This window comes from Streptomyces sp. E-08, assembly GCF_049913095.1.
Lineage (GTDB): Bacteria > Actinomycetota > Actinomycetes > Streptomycetales > Streptomycetaceae > Streptomyces.
The window spans coordinates 5,276,843-5,293,011 of record NZ_CP183971.1; the positions used below are offsets into that span (position 1 = coordinate 5,276,843).

Genomic DNA, 16,169 nt, shown 5'->3' on the forward strand with positions numbered 1-16,169 from the left:
GGCCCCCGGGAGCACCCGGGGGCCGTTCGTCATGGGGGTCCTAGTACGAGGAACCGCTCGCGCCCAGCGAACCCGTGGGGTGCCAGACGGTCTTCGTCTCCAGGAACGCGGTCATGCGGTCCGTGCCCGGGGACTCGGTGAAGTCCTCGTCACGGGGGCGCAGGACGCGCTTCAGGTTGTCCGCCGCCGCGATCTCCAGGTCGCGGGCGAGGTCGCCCCCGGCCGCGCCCGTCAGGTCGATCGCGTTGACGTCCTGGTGGGCCGCGAGGTGCGGGCCCATCTCCGAGGCCTTGCCGGAGAGGATGTTGACCACACCGCCCGGGAGGTCGGAGGTGGCCAGGACCTCGCTCAGGGACAGGGCCGGCAGCGGGGACTTCTCGCTCGCGATGACGACGGCCGTGTTGCCCGTCGCGATCACCGGGGCGATCACCGACACCAGGCCCAGGAAGGACGAGTCCTGCGGGGCCACGACCGTGACGACACCCGTCGGCTCCGGGGTCGACAGGTTGAAGTACGGGCCCGCGACCGGGTTGGCGCCGCCCACGATCTGGGCGATCTTGTCGGTCCAGCCCGCGTACCAGACCCAGCGGTCGATCGCCGCGTCGACGACCGCGGCGGCCTTCGACTTCGACAGGCCCTCCGCGTCGGCGACCTCGCGGACGAACTGGTCCCGGCGGCCCTCCAGCATCTCGGCGACGCGGTAGAGGATCTGGCCGCGGTTGTACGCGGTCGCGCCCGCCCAGCCGCCGAAGGCCTTGCGGGCGGCGACGACCGCGTCACGCGCGTCCTTGCGGGAGGAGAGCGGGACGTTCGCCAGCCACTTGCCCTTCGAGTCCGTCACCTCGTACACCCGGCCGCTCTCGGAGCGGGGGAACTTGCCCCCGACGTACAGCTTGTAGGTCTTGAAGACGCTCAGCCGCGTCGCCGACTCAGACATCGAGGTAGGCCTCCAGACCGTGGCGGCCGCCTTCGCGGCCGAAGCCCGACTCCTTGTAGCCGCCGAAGGGCGAGGTCGGGTCGAACTTGTTGAACGTGTTGGCCCAGACGACACCGGCCCGGAGCTTGTTGGCGACCGCGAGGATGCGGGAGCCCTTCTCCGTCCAGATGCCGGCCGACAGGCCGTACTGGCTGTTGTTGGCCTTCGCGACCGCCTCGTCGGGGGTACGGAAGGACAGCACCGAAAGGACCGGGCCGAAGATCTCGTCGCGGGCGATGCGGTGCGCCTGGGTCACGCCCGTGAAGAGCGTCGGGGCGAACCAGTAACCGGCCGACGGGATGTCGCACGCGGCGGTCCAGCGCTCGGCGCCCTCCGCCTCGCCCTGCTCGACGAGGGACGTGATGCGGGCCAGCTGCTCCGAGGAGTTGATGGCGCCGATGTCGGTGTTCTTGTCGAGCGGGTCGCCCAGGCGGAGCGTCGACAGGCGGCGCTTCAGGCTGTCGAGCAGCTCGTCCTGGATCGACTCCTGGACGAGGAGGCGCGAGCCCGCGCAGCAGACCTGGCCCTGGTTGAAGAAGATGCCGTTGACGATGCCCTCGACGGCCTGGTCGATGGGGGCGTCGTCGAAGACGATGTTGGCGCCCTTGCCGCCCAGCTCCAGCGTGACCTTCTTGTCGGTGCCCGCGATCGAACGCGCGATGGCCTTGCCGACTGCGGTCGAACCGGTGAAGGCGACCTTGTTCACGTCGGGGTGCGCGACCAGCGCGGCGCCCGTCTCCCCGTAGCCGGGAAGGATGTTGACGACGCCCTTCGGCAGCCCGGCCTGGCGGCAGATGTCCGCGAAGAACAGGGCGGTCAGCGGGGTCGTCTCGGCCGGCTTCAGGACGACCGTGTTGCCGGTCGCGAGCGCCGGGGCGATCTTCCACGCCAGCATGAGCAGCGGGAAGTTCCACGGGATGACCTGGCCGGCCACGCCCAGCGGGCGCGGGTTCGCGCCGTAGCCCGCGTGGTCGAGCTTGTCGGCCCAGCCCGCGTAGTAGAAGAAGTGCGCGGCGACCAGGGGGAGGTCCGCGTCGCGGGTCTCCTTGATCGGCTTGCCGTTGTCCAGGGTCTCCAGGACGGCCAGCTCGCGGCTGCGCTCCTGGATGATCCGGGCGATGCGGAAGAGGTACTTGGCGCGCTCGGACCCGGGCAGCGCCGACCACTTCTCGAACGCCTTCCGTGCCGCCTTCACCGCGCGGTCGACGTCCTCGGTGCCCGCCTGGGCGACCTCGGCGAGGACCTCCTCGGAGGAGGGCGAGACGGTCTTGAAGACCTTGCCGTCGGCGGCGTCGGTGAACTCGCCGTCGATGAACAGGCCGTAGCTCGGCGCGATGTCGACGACCGAGCGCGACTCCGGCGCCGGGGCGTACTCGAATGCAGATGCCATGTTGATCAGTCCACCGTCACGTAATCGGGGCCGGAGTAACGGCCGGTCGCCAGCTTCTGGCGCTGCATCAGCAGGTCGTTGAGCAGGCTGGAAGCGCCGAAGCGGAACCAGTGGTTGTCCAGCCAGTCCTCACCCACGGTCTCGTTGACGAGAACCAGGAACTTGATCGCTTCCTTGGTGTTGCGGATGCCGCCGGCCGGCTTCACGCCGATCTGCACGCCGGTCTGCGCGCGGTAGTCGCGCACGGCCTCCAGCATGAGGAGGGTGTTCGCCGGGGTGGCGTTGACCGCGACCTTGCCGGTCGAGGTCTTGATGAAGTCCGCGCCGGCCATCATGCCGAGCCAGGAGGCGCGACGGATGTTGTCGTACGTGGACAGCTCACCGGTCTCGAAGATCACCTTGAGGCGGGCGCGGTCGCCGCACTCCGCCTTGATCGCGGCGATCTGCTCGAAGACCTCCAGGTACCGGCCGGCGAGGAAGGCGCCACGGTCGATGACCATGTCGATCTCGTCGGCGCCGGCGGCGATCGCGTCGGCGGTGTCGGCCAGCTTCACGGGGAGCGCGGCGCGCCCGGCCGGGAAGGCGGTGGCGACCGAGGCGACCTTGACGCCCGAGTCCGCGACGGCGGCCTTGGCGGTGGCCACCATGTCGGGGTAGACGCAGACGGCGGCGGTCTTCGGGGTCGTGCGGTCGGTCGGATCGGGGTTGACGGCCTTGGCGGCGAGCGCCCGGACCTTGCCCGGGGTGTCCGCGCCTTCGAGCGTCGTCAGGTCGATCATGGAAATGGCCAGGTCGATGGCGTACGCCTTGGCCGTGGTCTTGATCGAGCGGGTGCCGAGGGACGCGGCGCGCGCCTCCAGGCCGACGGCGTCGACGCCGGGCAGCCCGTGGAGGAAGCGGCGCAGCGCACTGTCGGACGCGGTCACGTCGGCGAATGCGGATGCTGCGGATGCAGTGGTGGGCATGGTCACCAGTCGAGCATATCTACGCGCGTAGCGACCTGTACAGGGCCGCCCCTTCATCGAGCCCGAGGTCACAGGGGGTCCGACGGCGTGGTGGTCCCTGTCACACGGCCGTGACATGGAGTGGACGGCTCCCCCATACAAGATCAATACATTCATATCAGCAGCCAGCCAGACCTCACCGGACACAGTCGGACCGAGAAAAAGCGGCATGCGACTCGCACCAGCCACCTTCACGAATCACAGGAGTCGTTATGCGCACCGCCCTTCGCACCGCCCTCGCCGCCGCCCTCGTCGCGGGCGTCGCCGCCACCCCGGTCCTCGCGGCCGGCAGCGCCTTCGCCGCGGGTACGAACCCGGCGCCGAAGGCCGCCGCCGCGCAGGACACCCCGGTCCGCACCGTCCAGCTGGGCGGCGGGCTGTCGGCCGCGGTGTACGCCCGCGGCGACCAGCACCCGTACTACACGGCCGACGTCATCTCGGGCGGCACGGTCCTCGGCGAGCTGAAGGCCGGTGCCGGTTACCCGTCGCAGGACACCCAGGTCTTCGCCGGGTACGCGGTGACGCTGACCTCCGAGGGCGAGGTGACCTCCGTCGCCCAGGACGGGACCCTCGTGCGGACGGTGCAGGTGGCCGAAGGGCTGTCGGCGAAGGTGTACGCCCGGGGCGACCAGCACCCGTACTACACGGCCACCGTCGTCAAGGACGGCACGGTGCTCGGCGAGCTGAAGGCCGGCGCCGGTTACCCGTCGCAGGACACCCAGGTCTTCGCCGGGTACGCGGTGACGCTGACCTCCGAGGGCGAGGTGACCTCCTTCGCCGCGAACGGGACCCTCGTGCGCACCGTGCAGCTGGCCGGCGGGCTGTCGGCGAAGGTGTACGCCCGGGGCGACCAGCACCGCTACTTCACCGCCGACGTCGTCGAGGGCGGTACCGTCCTGGGCGAGCTGAAGGCGGGCGCCGGTTACCCGCCGGAGGACACGCAGGTCTTCGCCGGGTACGCGGTGACGCTGACCTTCGAGGGCGAGGTGACCGCGACCGCGGCCCCCGGCACGGGCGCGCAGGGCGCCTCGGCCCCGGGCGGTACGGGCGCCACGGCCGGCAAGGACAAGCTCGGCCCCTGCACGGTCAGCACGACCGTCTCCATCGGGGCGGGCACCGCGGCCGAGCTGTTCATGACCCGGCAGGGCCCGGTGGCCGAGTTCAGCACCGCCGGTGAGGACAGGGTCTTCGCGATGGTCGACCGGACGCACCCCTCGCTGCCGAAGAGCGTCGGCTTCACCGCCCGGATCGTCGACCCGAAGAGCGCGACGCCGTCGCTCTACACCAAGGTCGAGGGCGGCACCGCCAAGGGCGGTACGCACGCCTTCCCGAAGCTGCCGAAGGGCTGCACGTTCGAGGTGCCGATCGAGAACGGCACGAAGGGCGCGACCGGCGCGAAGAGCGCGACCGGCACGAAGGCCGCGACCGGCGCCGGGACCGGTCTCACCACGAACACCGGGCAGACCTCCGTCATCCCGCAGGGCGGTGTCGCGGCCGGTGCCGAGTTCGCCGCCGAGGGCGACTCCACCGCGCTGGTCGCCGCCGGCGCCGGAGCGGCCTCGCTCGCCGCCGCGGGCCTCGGCTTCGTCGTCCTGCGCCGCCGGGCCGGCGCCGACCGCGTCTGACCCCGCCCGACGCCCCTCCCGGGCCCGCACCGCACCTCCCCGCCCCTTGACCCGAGCGGGAGCACACCCCACCCAGGCCGGTCGCCGCGCCCCACGCGGCGGCCGGCCGCGCCCGTCCCGTCCGGAGCCCCGCGCGCCGCCCTGCCCTGTCGCGTCCGGAGCCCGCGCGTGCGCGGGCCCGCCCTGTCCCGTCCGGAGCCTTACGTGAGCCGTCGCCCCGCCCGTACCCGTACCCGTACCGCATCCGTCCTGCTGATGGCCGCGCTCGTCGCGCTCACGGGCTGCTCCGCCGGAGGCGGGTCCGCTCCCGCCACCCCGCCCGCCCACATCTCTCGCGCGACCGCCCCGGTGCCGACGGCGAGCGCGGCGGCGGTGAAACCGCTCGGGCGCTCCCTGCCCGTGCGGGTCCGCGTGCCCTCCGCCGGGGTCGACACCGGTCCGGTCCTGGACCTCGGCCTGAACGCCGACGGGACCGTCGAGGTCCCCCCGGTCGCCGACGCCGACCGGGTCGGCTGGTACGACAAGGGCGTCACGCCGGGCGAGACCGGCCCCGCCGTCCTCGTCGGCCACTTCGACACCGTCCGCGGCCCGGCCGTCCTCAAGAACGTCTCCCGGGTCCGGGTCGGCGACGAGATCACCGTGACCCGCGCCGACGGCACGACCGCCGTCTTCCGGGTCCGGGAGCTGGAGCAGGTCGACAAGGACGCCTTCCCGACGGCCCGGGTGTACGGCAACACCACCCGCCCCGAGCTGCGCCTCGTCACCTGCGGCGGGGAGCTGGTCGACGGCCACCGCCCCGACAACATCATCGTGTACGCGGATCTCGTGGCCGCGCGGGCCGCCTGAGCCGTCACCCGTCCGCTGAGGCACAATCGGCGGCATGACGACCCCCGAGCCGACCCCCGAGCCCAGCCACGAGCCGAGCCGCGAGTCGACCCCCGAGCAGCCGTCCACGGGAGAGACCCCCGCGGCGCCCGCCTCCGACGACAAGGTCTACCGGTCGCCCCTCGGGATCGCGGGCGGCGTCTTCCTGCTGCTCCTCACGGGCCTGTTCGCCGTGGACGCGATGGTCCGGGGCGAGGGCCGCGCGCCCTGGCTCGCACTCGCGGGCCTCGTCCTCGCCGTCCCGCTGATCGTCGCCTTCACGATCCGGCCCGCCGTGTACGCCAACGACGAGCGGCTCCGGATCCGCAACCCGTTCCGGTCGATCACGCTGCCCTGGGCCACGGTCGCCGACGTCCGCGCCGGCTACTCCAGCGAGGTCTTCACGCAGGACGGCGCCAAGTACCAGCTGTGGGCGGTCCCCGTCTCGCTGCGCCAGCGGAAGAAGGCCGCCCGCACCGCGGCCCGCGCCTCCCAGGACGATCCGCACGGCCGTACCTCCGTCACCGCCGACGTACGGGACAGCGCCTCCCGGATCGCGCCCGGCGACAAGACCGTCGCCGACCTGCGCGAGTTCGCCGAGCTGCGGGCCAAGAACCCGGGGGCGCAGGGCGAGCCGCAGGTGCGCTGGGCGTACGAGATCGTCGGACCCGCCGTGGCCGGTCTGCTGCTGCTCGTGATCCTGATCGCCACCCGCTGAGCCGTACGGGTCGCCGGATGCCCGGCGAGGGTCCGTACGGGCGAGGGCCCGTACTTAATCGCTTCCGTACGGACCCTCGTGCCGTGTCCTACAGTCCGGCGGCCTCGGAGAGGTCCCGCTTGATCGCGGCCAGCACCTCGGCGCCCTTCGCGCGGGCCGTCGTCAGCTCGCTGCCGTCCCCGACCGGGACCACGACCTCCAGGTAGCACTTGAGCTTCGGCTCGGTGCCGGAGGGGCGGACGATCACCCGGGCCCGGTAGGCGCCCTCCAGGTGGTAGCGCAGCCCGTCCGTCGGCGGCAGCGACTCCGTGCCCTTCGTCAGGTCCTCGGCCGAGACGACCGTCAGACCGGCGAGGGAGACCGGCGGGCGCTCGCGCAGCGCGGCCATCGCGTTCGCGATGATCCCCAGGTCCTCGACCCGCACCGACAGCTGGTCCGTGGCGTGCAGACCGTGGGCCACGGCGAGGTCGTCGAGCAGGTCGGTGAGCGTCCGGCCCTGCTCCTTGAGCACCGAGGCCAGCTCGGTGACGAGCAGCGCGGCCGTGATGCCGTCCTTGTCGCGGACGCCCTCCGGGTCGACGCAGTAGCCGAGCGCCTCCTCGTAGCCGTACCGCAGGCCGTCGACGCGGGCGATCCACTTGAAGCCGGTCAGGGTCTCCTCGTAGCCGACGCCCGCCGCTTCGGCGATGCGGCCGAGCAGCGAGGACGACACGATCGACTCGGCGAACACGCCCGTCGCGCCCTTGTGCACCAGGTGCGCGGCGAGCAGCGCGCCCACCTCGTCGCCGCGGAGCATCCGCCAGCCGCCCTCGGCGTCCGCGTCCGGCACGGCGACGGCGCAGCGGTCGGCGTCCGGGTCGTTCGCGATGACGAGGTCGGGGTCCACGGCCCGGGCGGCCTCGAAGGCCAGGTCCATGGCGCCCGGCTCCTCCGGGTTCGGGAAGGCGACCGTCGGGAAGGCCGGGTCCGGTTCGGCCTGCGCGGCGACGAGCGCGGGCGGCGGGAAGCCGGCCCGGGCGAACGCGGCCGTCAGGACGTCCTTGCCGACGCCGTGCATGGCCGTGTAGACGGTCCGCGCGGTGCGGGGGGAGCCGGGGGTCAGGACGGCGTCCGTGCGCTCCAGGTAGGCCGCCAGGACCTCGTCCCCGAGGGTCTCCCAGCCGGTCTCGGGCCGGGGTACGTCGTGCAGCGACCGGATGGCGTCGATCTCGGCGGCGATCTCCGCGTCGGCCGGGGGCACGATCTGCGAGCCGTCGCCCAGGTAGACCTTGTAGCCGTTGTCGCGCGGCGGGTTGTGGCTCGCGGTCACCTCGACACCGGCGACGGCGCCCAGATGCCTTATGGCGTACGCGAGGACGGGCGTCGGCAGCGGCCGGGGGAGCAGCGCGGCGCGCAGCCCGGCGCCGGTCATCACGGCGGCGGTGTCCCGGGCGAAGTCGGCGGACTTGTAGCGGGCGTCGTAGCCGACGACGACGAGGCCGCCGGTCTGCCCCTTGGCCTTGAGGTACGCGGCCAGTCCTGCGGCCGCGCGGATGACCACCGAGCGGTTCATCCGCATCGGCCCGGCGCCGAGCTCACCGCGCAGACCGGCCGTGCCGAACTGCAGTGTGCCGCTGAAACGGGCGGCGAGCTCGTCGGTCGCGCCGGCCTCGATGAGCCGCGCGAGCTCCTCGCGGGTCTCGGCGTCGGGGTCCTCGGCGAGCCAGGCCTGGGCCCGGGTGAGGAGGTCGTCCTGCGTCACGGTGTGCCTTTCGGGGTGTTCGGGCGGGAGGGGCCGTGGGTGGGTGCGGGAGCGTGGGCCCGCTGCGCGGAGCCTTCCCCCACCCCGCCCCTTCCCGAAACCGGGGGCAGGCCCCCGGACCCCGTACGGCCTGCGGCCGTGCCCTCGAACGCCGGGCGGGCTGAGACTCGGCCTCGCCGGCGTTCGAGACGCGGGTCCGGGGCGGAGCCCCGGTTGCGGGAGGCGCGGTCCCCCCACGCCTCCGGGCGTAGGGGGAGGGGTGGGGGTGGGGGCCCCGACGGACGTCAGATCCGGTCCAGCACCCGCGTCAGCAGCTCACCCATCCGCGCCGCCGAGTCGCGCCCCGCCTGGAGCACCTCCTCGTGGTTCAGCGGCTCGCCCGAGAGCCCCGCCGCCAGGTTGGTGACGAGCGAGATGCCGAGGACCTCGGCGCCGGCCTCGCGGGCCGCGATGGCCTCGAGGACGGTGGACATGCCGACCAGGTCGCCGCCCAGGACGCGGACCATGTTGATCTCGGCCGGGGTCTCGTAGTGCGGGCCGGGGAACTGGACGTAGACGCCCTCCTCCAGCGTCTCGTCGACCTCCTTGCACAGCGCGCGCAGACGCGGCGAGTACAGGTCGGTGAGGTCGACGAAGTTCGCGCCGACGATCGGGGAGGCGGCCGTCAGGTTGATGTGGTCGCTGATCAGGACCGGCTGGCCGGGGCGCATGCCCTCGCGGAGGCCGCCGCAGCCGTTGGTCAGGACGACGGTCTTGCAGCCGGCGGCGACGGCGGTGCGGACGCCGTGGGCGACGGAGGCGACGCCCCGGCCCTCGTAGAAGTGGGTGCGGCCGAGGAAGACCAGCGCGCGCTTCTCACCGATCTTGTACGAGCGGACCTTGCCGCCGTGGCCCTCGACGACCGGCGGCGGGAAGCCGGGGAGCTCGGTCACCGGGAACTCGGCCTCGGGGGCGCCGAGGGCGTCGACGGCGGGGGCCCAGCCGGAGCCCATGACCAGGGCGACGTCGTGGTTGTCGACGCCGGTCAGCTCGCGAAGACGTGCGGCAGCGGCCTCGGCGGCCTCGTACGGGGTGGCAGTTGCGTTCACTGACTCTCTCGCCTCGGGGAGGGGGGTCCGAGGGGAGCCCCGGACGGATTTGGTACGCGAAGCAGCGTAGCCGGAGAATTCCTACGCGCGTAGATGACGATGCTGACGGACATGCGATCGTTGTCTTGTCGTTTCCGACGAACGGGGGATTCCGGCCACCCGGTCGGATCAACCCGACCGGGTCAGCAGGGGCGCTTCCGCAACTCCATCACGTAGTCGTGCGGCGCGCCCGCCGACTCCGCCGCGTCGGCGACCTCGCCCAGGTACCGCGCGGACGGCAGACCGCCCTCGTACGCGTTGAGGACGTAGACCCAGGCCGCCTCCTCGCCGTCCAGGGTGTGCACCCGCACCCGCATCCGCCGGTAGATGTCGAGCCCCACGCCCTCCCAGCGGTCCATGGAGTCCTCGTCCATCGGCGCGATGTCGTACAGCGCCACGAAGACCTGGGACCGCGGGGCCTCCACGATCGTGGCCAGCGCTCCCTCCCAGCCCATCTGCTCTCCGCCGAAGGTCAGCCGCCAGCCGTTCAGCCAGCCGGTGCCGCGCAGCGGGGAGTGCGGTGCGCGGCGGCTCATCAGCCGCGCGTCGAGGTTGCCGGCGAAAGCGGCGTAGAGCGACATGGGACCGAGGGTACGGGAGGGGACGGGGTGTCCGGCGAACGCCGAGGTGGCGGCTGTTCCGGGGCCGTACGAGGGGTGCGCGGGGGCCGTACGGCCCGGTCCGTACCCCTTCCGCACCCCTTCGGAGCCCCCGGCGCGAGGCCGCGCCGGGCGTGCGGGAGAATGGGGTACGCACTTGAAGCGTGCGGGACAATGGCGTACGCACTGCATCCCAGCGGGGGGACCCCCCGGCAGAACGAGAGCGCGAGGCGTAGATCCCAGTGACCCGGATCGTGATCATCGGCGGCGGACCCGGCGGATACGAGGCGGCCCTGGTGGGCGCCCAACTCGGCGCGGAGGTGACCGTCGTGGACTGCGACGGCCTCGGCGGCGCGTCCGTCCTGACCGACTGCGTCCCCTCGAAGACCCTGATCGCCACCGCCGAGGTGATGACCACCTTCGACTCCTCCTACGAGGAGCTGGGCATCATCGTCGCGGACGACACTCCGCACATCGAGCAGGCCGCGCGTGTCGTCGGCGTGGACCTCGGCAAGGTGAACCGACGGGTGAAGCGCCTCGCGCTCGCCCAGTCCCACGACATCACCGCCTCCGTGACCCGGGCCGGCGCCCGGGTCCTGCGCGGCCGCGGCCGGCTCTCCGGCCGGCAGGCCGTGGACGGCTCCCGCCAGGTGGTCGTCACCGCCGCCGACGGCAGCGAGGAGACGCTGACCGCCGACGCGGTGCTGATCGCGACCGGCGCCCACCCGCGCGAGGTGCCCGACGCCAAGCCGGACGGCGAGCGCATCCTGAACTGGACCCAGGTCTACGACCTCAAGGAGCTCCCCGAGGAGCTCATCGTGGTCGGCTCCGGCGTCACCGGCGCCGAGTTCGCCGGCGCCTACCAGGCGCTCGGCTCCCGGGTCACCCTCGTCTCCTCCCGCGACCGGGTCCTCCCGGGTGAGGACCCGGACGCCGCCGCCGTCCTGGAGGACGTCTTCCGGCGCCGCGGCATGAACGTCATGGCCCGCTCCCGCGCCGAGTCGGCCAAGCGGGTCGGCGACCGGGTCGAGGTCACCCTCGCGGACGGCCGGGTCATCTCCGGCACCCACTGCCTGATGGCGGTCGGCGCGATCCCGAACTCGGCCGGCATGGGTCTGGAGGAGGCGGGCGTCCGGGTGAAGGACTCCGGTCACATCTGGACCGACAGGGTCTCCCGTACGAGCGCCCCCGGCGTCTACGCGGCCGGCGACGTCACGGGCGTCTTCGCGCTCGCCTCGGTCGCCGCCATGCAGGGCCGCATCGCGATGTACCACTTCCTCGGCGACGCGGTGGCCCCGCTCAACCTGAAGACGGTCTCCTCCAACGTCTTCACCGACCCGGAGATCGCCACCGTCGGCTACACCCAGGCCGACGTGGACGCGGGCAAGATCGACGCCAAGGTCGTCAAGCTGCCGCTGCTGCGCAATCCCCGCGCGAAGATGCAGGGCATCCGGGACGGCTTCGTGAAGATCTTCTGCCGCCCGGGCACCGGCATCGTGGTCGGCGGCTGTGTCGTCGCGCCGAAGGCGAGCGAACTGATCCATCCGATCTCGATCGCGGTCGACAACAATCTGACGGTGGAACAGATCGCAAATGCTTTCACCGTGTACCCCTCCCTGTCGGGCTCGATCGCGGAAGTGGCACGGCAGTTGCACACCCGAAAGGTGACGGGCGAGGCGTAACGCCCCTCCCCGGCCCGGCTCCCGCCTGCGGGAACGGTTCACCGACTCGGACAACCCCCGGCAAGGCGGGGCATAGAACGATCAACGGCGGGGCCTCCCATATCACTTGGAGGCCCCGTCCGTGCGCATCTTCTGCAATTCGGCGCATAGTGCTGAAAAGTATCGGCCGGTCACGTTACTGTCAGTTTCGTGTTCGCTGCAGAACGTCGCCAGTTGATCCTCGAAATGGTGCGAGCCAATGGGGCCGTGTCGCTCCGCGAGCTCGCCCGCGTCGTCCAGACCTCTGAAGTGACCGTACGGAGAGACGTACGGGCCCTAGAGGCAGAAGGACTCCTCGACCGCCGTCACGGCGGTGCGGTGTTGCCGGGTGGATTCACGCGAGAATCCGGCTTCCCGCAGAAATCCCATCTCGCCACAGCGGAGAAGACGGCCATCGCCGACGTCGCCGCGAGCCTCGTCGAAGAGGGCGAGGCCATCGTCGTCGGCGCCGGGACGACCACGCAGGAGCTGGCCCGCCGGCTCGCCCGCGTGCCCGGCCTCACCGTCGTCACCAACTCCCTGCTCGTCGCCCAGGCCCTCGCCCACGCCAACCGGGTCGAGGTCGTCATGACCGGCGGCACCCTGCGCGGCTCCAACTACGCGCTCGTGGGCAGCGGGGCCGAGCAGTCGCTCCAGGGGCTCCGGGTCTCCCGGGCCTTCCTCTCCGGGAGCGGCCTGACCGCCGAGCGCGGCCTGTCCACGTCCAACATGCTCTCCGCGAGCGTGGACCGGGCGCTCGTGCAGGCGGCGGCCGAGGTCGTGGTCCTCGCCGATCACACCAAGCTGGGCTCCGACACCATGTTCCAGACGGTGCCCACGGACGTCATCACGCGTCTGGTGACCGACGAGCCCCCGGCCCACGACGAGCGGGCCGCCACCGAGCTCCAGGCCCTCGCCGACCAGGGCGTGCAGATCGCCGTCGCCGGTATGGGCGCGGCCGCCGGCCCCGGCGGCGGTGAGCAGCTCCCCCAGGGCGCCCGGCCCCGCCGTGACATGCCGCTCCCCGTCCAGCGCGGGCGGATGGCGGCCGGCCAGTTCCGGGGACCGGGCGGCGCCATGGCCGCGGAGACGCTGGAGCGCACGGCCCGGGTCGCGGACATGCGCCGCCGCTGACCGCAGTCAGCGGTCGCGGACGTGCGGCCTCCGCTGACCGAGGTCAGCCGAAGCCGTCCGAAGGCCCGAGGGACCCTCCCCCAGGGGTCCCACGCCGCTTCCCGGAAGACCTCAGTCCTTCAGTCCCCGCAGCGTCAGCGCGAGCAGGCGGTCCGCCAGCTCCGCGTCCTCCGGGCACTGCTCGGCCGCCAGCGCGATCGCGTTGGTCAGCTGCATCAGGTCGCCGATCGACACGTCGGCGCGTACCTGCCCCGCCTTCCGGGCCCGTTCGAGCAGTCGCTCGCCCGCCGCGCGCAGCGGGTCGCTGCACCGCGCCAGGGCCGAACTCCGGTCGTACGAGGCGGACATCAGCGCGTGCGCGAGCCCCCGGTACTCGCCCGCGTGGGCGATCAGGGCCCGCAGCCACTCCACGAGCGCCCGGCACGAGTCGTCCGCCCCGGCCAGTTCCCCCGAGCGGTCGAGGAGTTCGGCCAGCGCCTCCTGGAAGACCGCGTTCAACAGGTCGGCACGGGTGGGGAAGTGGCGGTACAGCGTGCCGATCCCCACGCCCGCGCGCCGCGCGACCTCCTCCAGGGGCGCGTCCGCGCCCTGGGCCGCGAAGGCGGCGCGGGCTTCGATGAGCAGTCGCTCGTGGTTGCGGCGTGCGTCGGCGCGCATGGGCGGAACGGGTCCCCTCGACGAAGGGCCCGCAGGCGGCTGCCTGCGGGCCCTTCGTACCGTACTGGTTGCGACGGTCAGTCCTTGATGTCGCAGATGGTGGCACCGGAGGTGACGGAGGCGCCGACCTCGGCGCTCAGGCCCTTGACGGTGCCCGAGCGGTGGGCGTTCAGGGGCTGCTCCATCTTCATGGCCTCCAGGACGACGATCAGGTCGCCCTCCTTGACCTCCTGGCCCTCCTCGACCGCGACCTTCACGATCGTGCCCTGCATCGGGGACGCGAGGGTGTCACCCGAAGCGGTCGGGCCGGACTTCTTCGCCGCGCGCCGCTTCGGCTTCGCACCGGCCGCCAGGCCCGTGCGCGCCAGCGTCATGCCGAGCGAGGACGGCAGGGAGACCTCGAGGCGCTTGCCGCCGACCTCGACGACGATCGTCTCGCGGCCCGACTCGTCCTCGTCCGCCTCCGAGCCGGCCGGGGCGAAGGGCTTGATCTCGTTGGCGAACTCCGTCTCGATCCACCGCGTGTGGACCCGGAAGGGGTCGGCGGTGAAGGCGGGGTCGACGACGACGGCCTGGTGGAACGGGATGGCCGTGGCCATGCCCTCCACCTTGAACTCCGCGAGCGCGCGGGCCGCGCGCTGCAGGGCCTGCTCGCGGGTGGCGCCGGTGACGATCAGCTTGGCCAGGAGCGAGTCCCAGGCCGGGCCGATCACGGAGCCGGACTCGACGCCCGCGTCGAGGCGGACACCGGGGCCGGTCGGCGGCTGGAACAGGGTGACCGTGCCGGGGGCCGGGAGGAAGTTGCGGCCCGGGTCCTCGCCGTTGATGCGGAACTCGAAGGAGTGACCCCTTATGGCCGGGTCGTCGTAGCCGAGCTCCTCGCCGTCGGCGATCCGGAACATCTCCCGGACCAGGTCGATGCCCGCGACCTCCTCGGTCACCGGGTGCTCGACCTGCAGACGCGTGTTGACCTCCAGGAAGGAGATCGTGCCGTCCGTGCCGACGAGGAACTCGACCGTGCCGGCGCCGACGTAGCCGGCCTCCTTCAGGATCGCCTTCGACGCCGCGTACAGCTCGGCGTTCTGCGCGTCCGTCAGGAACGGCGCGGGGGCCTCCTCGACGAGCTTCTGGTGCCGGCGCTGGAGCGAGCAGTCACGCGTGGAGACGACGACCACGTTGCCGTGGGTGTCGGCGAGGCACTGGGTCTCGACGTGACGGGGCTTGTCGAGGTAGCGCTCGACGAAGCACTCGCCCCGGCCGAAGGCCGCGACGGCCTCACGGACGGCCGAGTCGTACAGCTCGGGGACCTCTTCGAGGGTGCGGGCGACCTTCAGGCCGCGACCACCACCGCCGAAGGCGGCCTTGATCGCGATCGGCAGCCCGTGCTCCCGGGCGAAGGCCACGACCTCGTCGGCGCCCGAGACCGGGTCCGGCGTACCGGCGACCAGCGGGGCGCCGGCGCGCTGCGCGATGTGGCGCGCGGCGACCTTGTCACCGAGGTCCCGGATGGCCTGCGGCGGCGGGCCGATCCACGTCAGGCCCGCGTCCAGGACGGCCTGGGCGAACTCCGCGTTCTCGGAAAGGAACCCGTAGCCGGGGTGGACGGCGTCCGCCCCCGAGTCCTTCGCGGCCTGAAGCACCTTGGCCATGTCCAGGTAACTGGTGGCCGGGGTGTCACCGCCCAGAGCGAACGCCTCGTCAGCCGCCCGGACATGCAGGGCATCCCGATCCGGATCGGCGTACACGGCCACGCTGCCGATGCCGGCGTCCCGGCACGCCCGGGCCACACGGACAGCGATTTCGCCACGGTTGGCGATGAGCACCTTGCGCACGATGGCTCCCTCCTTGAAACAAGCTGAGTTTAGGGACTGCCGACACGGCCTTTCGACCCGTCCCCAGTGGTGAGCTTGCCCACACGGAGCGTGACCCCGGGCCCGCTCGGGTCGTGAATTCCCTTGTCGCACCACGGTACGCAGGGTTCCTTTACGGCACAGTAGCTCCGAGGTGTGGCGCAGGTCTCTGTTCGTGGGGCCAGGGGCCGTTCGGGTTTCTTTGTCGGGTCCCTACGAATGGCTCGATGATTCTTTGCCCCCGCGTCCGTCGTGTCCCGCCGTGCGCGAACTCTTGTCCGAGGGTTTACCGGCCAGTAGCCTTCGCGCTGTCGAACGTACTGGCGGTAACAGGCGAATCCAGGGGGTGGCCGAGGTGGCCCGCAGACCGATAGCCCTCGTGACGGCCGCGGTGCTCTTCCTCGAAGCGCCCGGCATCGTCGCGATCAACGCCGTCATGGCGGGCTTCCTGGAGGCCCAGTCGATGTCCCTCGACGGCATGGACCCCGACGCGATGGTCGCCGGCACCTGGGGGCTCGGCATCGCCTCCGGCGCCGCCCTCGTCGTCTGCGCCCTCGTCGCCCTCGTCGCGGGCCTCCGCGACCGCCGCCCCGGCCGGATCGGCCGCGGCCTCCTGATCGGCTGCGCGGTCGTCCACGGCGTCCTCGGCGCCGTCGCCGTCGCCCTGCTCGGCTGGACCGCGTTCGCCTTCCTGGTGGCCGTGCTCGGACTCGTCGTCCTCACCCTCGTGGCGTACGGGAAGGAGGTCGCCGCCCCCGAGGGGGAGGCGGTGACCGCCGGATGA

14 protein-coding genes are annotated in these 16,169 nt (G+C 72.4%); 6 read left to right on the forward strand and 8 right to left on the reverse strand.

The genetic code is table 11. The annotated features are described in order from the left end of the window. Positions 1-40: 40 nt before the first annotated feature. Genes ACN9MM_RS24510 through deoC form a run of 3 tightly spaced genes read right to left on the reverse strand, consistent with a single transcriptional unit; the run spans position 41 to position 3,331 of the window. Entirely contained in the window at positions 41-937 is an 897-nt protein-coding gene (locus ACN9MM_RS24510) for an aldehyde dehydrogenase family protein (protein WP_426365747.1), read from the reverse strand. Beyond that, positions 930-2,366 carry an aldehyde dehydrogenase family protein gene (locus ACN9MM_RS24515; RefSeq protein ID WP_382862872.1) on the reverse strand — a complete coding sequence of 479 codons (1,437 nt, stop codon included), beginning with the start codon at positions 2,364-2,366 and terminating at the stop codon, positions 930-932. The genes ACN9MM_RS24510 and ACN9MM_RS24515 overlap by 8 nt, the downstream gene beginning before the upstream one ends. A gap of 5 nt (positions 2,367-2,371) precedes the next feature. Beyond that, on the reverse strand, positions 2,372-3,331 hold the full coding sequence (gene deoC / locus ACN9MM_RS24520; RefSeq protein ID WP_426365748.1) for a deoxyribose-phosphate aldolase: 960 nt from the start codon (positions 3,329-3,331) through the stop codon (positions 2,372-2,374). Between the two features lie 251 nt (positions 3,332-3,582). Here deoC and ACN9MM_RS24525 point away from each other — a divergent pair, with 251 nt between their 5' ends. The 3 genes from ACN9MM_RS24525 (at position 3,583) to ACN9MM_RS24535 (ending at position 6,577) form a co-directional block, all read left to right on the forward strand. After that, positions 3,583-4,995: a hypothetical protein gene (locus ACN9MM_RS24525; protein ID WP_426365749.1), complete on the forward strand. Its 1,413-nt coding sequence runs from the start codon at positions 3,583-3,585 to the stop codon at positions 4,993-4,995. A gap of 204 nt (positions 4,996-5,199) precedes the next feature. Further along, the gene (locus ACN9MM_RS24530) at positions 5,200-5,841 is read left to right on the forward strand and encodes a class F sortase (RefSeq protein WP_426365750.1); all 642 of its coding nucleotides are present in this window, start codon (positions 5,200-5,202) and stop codon (positions 5,839-5,841) included. Positions 5,842-5,875: 34 nt separating this feature from the next. Beyond that, entirely contained in the window at positions 5,876-6,577 is a 702-nt protein-coding gene (locus ACN9MM_RS24535; RefSeq protein ID WP_426365751.1) for a PH domain-containing protein, read from the forward strand. Between the two features lie 88 nt (positions 6,578-6,665). Here the strand turns inward: ACN9MM_RS24535 and ACN9MM_RS24540 are convergent, their stop codons facing one another. The 3 genes from ACN9MM_RS24540 to ACN9MM_RS24550 form a co-directional block, all read right to left on the reverse strand. Next, entirely contained in the window at positions 6,666-8,318 is a 1,653-nt protein-coding gene (locus ACN9MM_RS24540) for a phospho-sugar mutase (protein ID WP_426365752.1), read from the reverse strand. 284 nt (positions 8,319-8,602) lie between these two features. Further along, positions 8,603-9,406: a purine-nucleoside phosphorylase gene (locus tag ACN9MM_RS24545; RefSeq protein WP_426365753.1), complete on the reverse strand. Its 804-nt coding sequence runs from the start codon at positions 9,404-9,406 to the stop codon at positions 8,603-8,605. Between the two features lie 182 nt (positions 9,407-9,588). Beyond that, positions 9,589-10,026 (reverse strand): gamma-glutamylcyclotransferase, encoded by a 438-nt coding sequence (locus ACN9MM_RS24550; RefSeq protein ID WP_352016873.1) that lies wholly within the window; start codon positions 10,024-10,026, stop codon positions 9,589-9,591. Positions 10,027-10,286: 260 nt separating this feature from the next. Between ACN9MM_RS24550 and ACN9MM_RS24555 the strand changes: the two genes are divergently transcribed. Together ACN9MM_RS24555 and ACN9MM_RS24560 are read left to right on the forward strand one after the other, a co-directional pair. Continuing rightward, the gene (locus tag ACN9MM_RS24555) at positions 10,287-11,726 is read left to right on the forward strand and encodes an NAD(P)H-quinone dehydrogenase (protein ID WP_426365755.1); all 1,440 of its coding nucleotides are present in this window, start codon (positions 10,287-10,289) and stop codon (positions 11,724-11,726) included. A gap of 225 nt (positions 11,727-11,951) precedes the next feature. Next, positions 11,952-12,878, forward strand: a complete 927-nt coding sequence (locus ACN9MM_RS24560; RefSeq protein ID WP_426368818.1) for a DeoR/GlpR family DNA-binding transcription regulator — start codon at positions 11,952-11,954, stop codon at positions 12,876-12,878. Between the two features lie 111 nt (positions 12,879-12,989). On the opposite strand, the gene ACN9MM_RS24565 is transcribed toward ACN9MM_RS24560, so the two are convergent. Both ACN9MM_RS24565 and ACN9MM_RS24570 read right to left on the reverse strand, forming a co-directional pair. After that, positions 12,990-13,535 (reverse strand): TetR/AcrR family transcriptional regulator, encoded by a 546-nt coding sequence (locus ACN9MM_RS24565; protein ID WP_426365756.1) that lies wholly within the window; start codon positions 13,533-13,535, stop codon positions 12,990-12,992. Between the two features lie 77 nt (positions 13,536-13,612). After that, complete coding sequence (locus tag ACN9MM_RS24570; protein ID WP_426365757.1) at positions 13,613-15,367, reverse strand: acetyl/propionyl/methylcrotonyl-CoA carboxylase subunit alpha; 1,755 nt, start codon at positions 15,365-15,367, stop codon at positions 13,613-13,615. 373 nt (positions 15,368-15,740) lie between these two features. Between ACN9MM_RS24570 and ACN9MM_RS24575 the strand changes: the two genes are divergently transcribed. Next, positions 15,741-16,169, forward strand: coding sequence for a hypothetical protein (locus ACN9MM_RS24575; protein WP_382862926.1), 429 nt, complete (start codon positions 15,741-15,743; stop codon positions 16,167-16,169).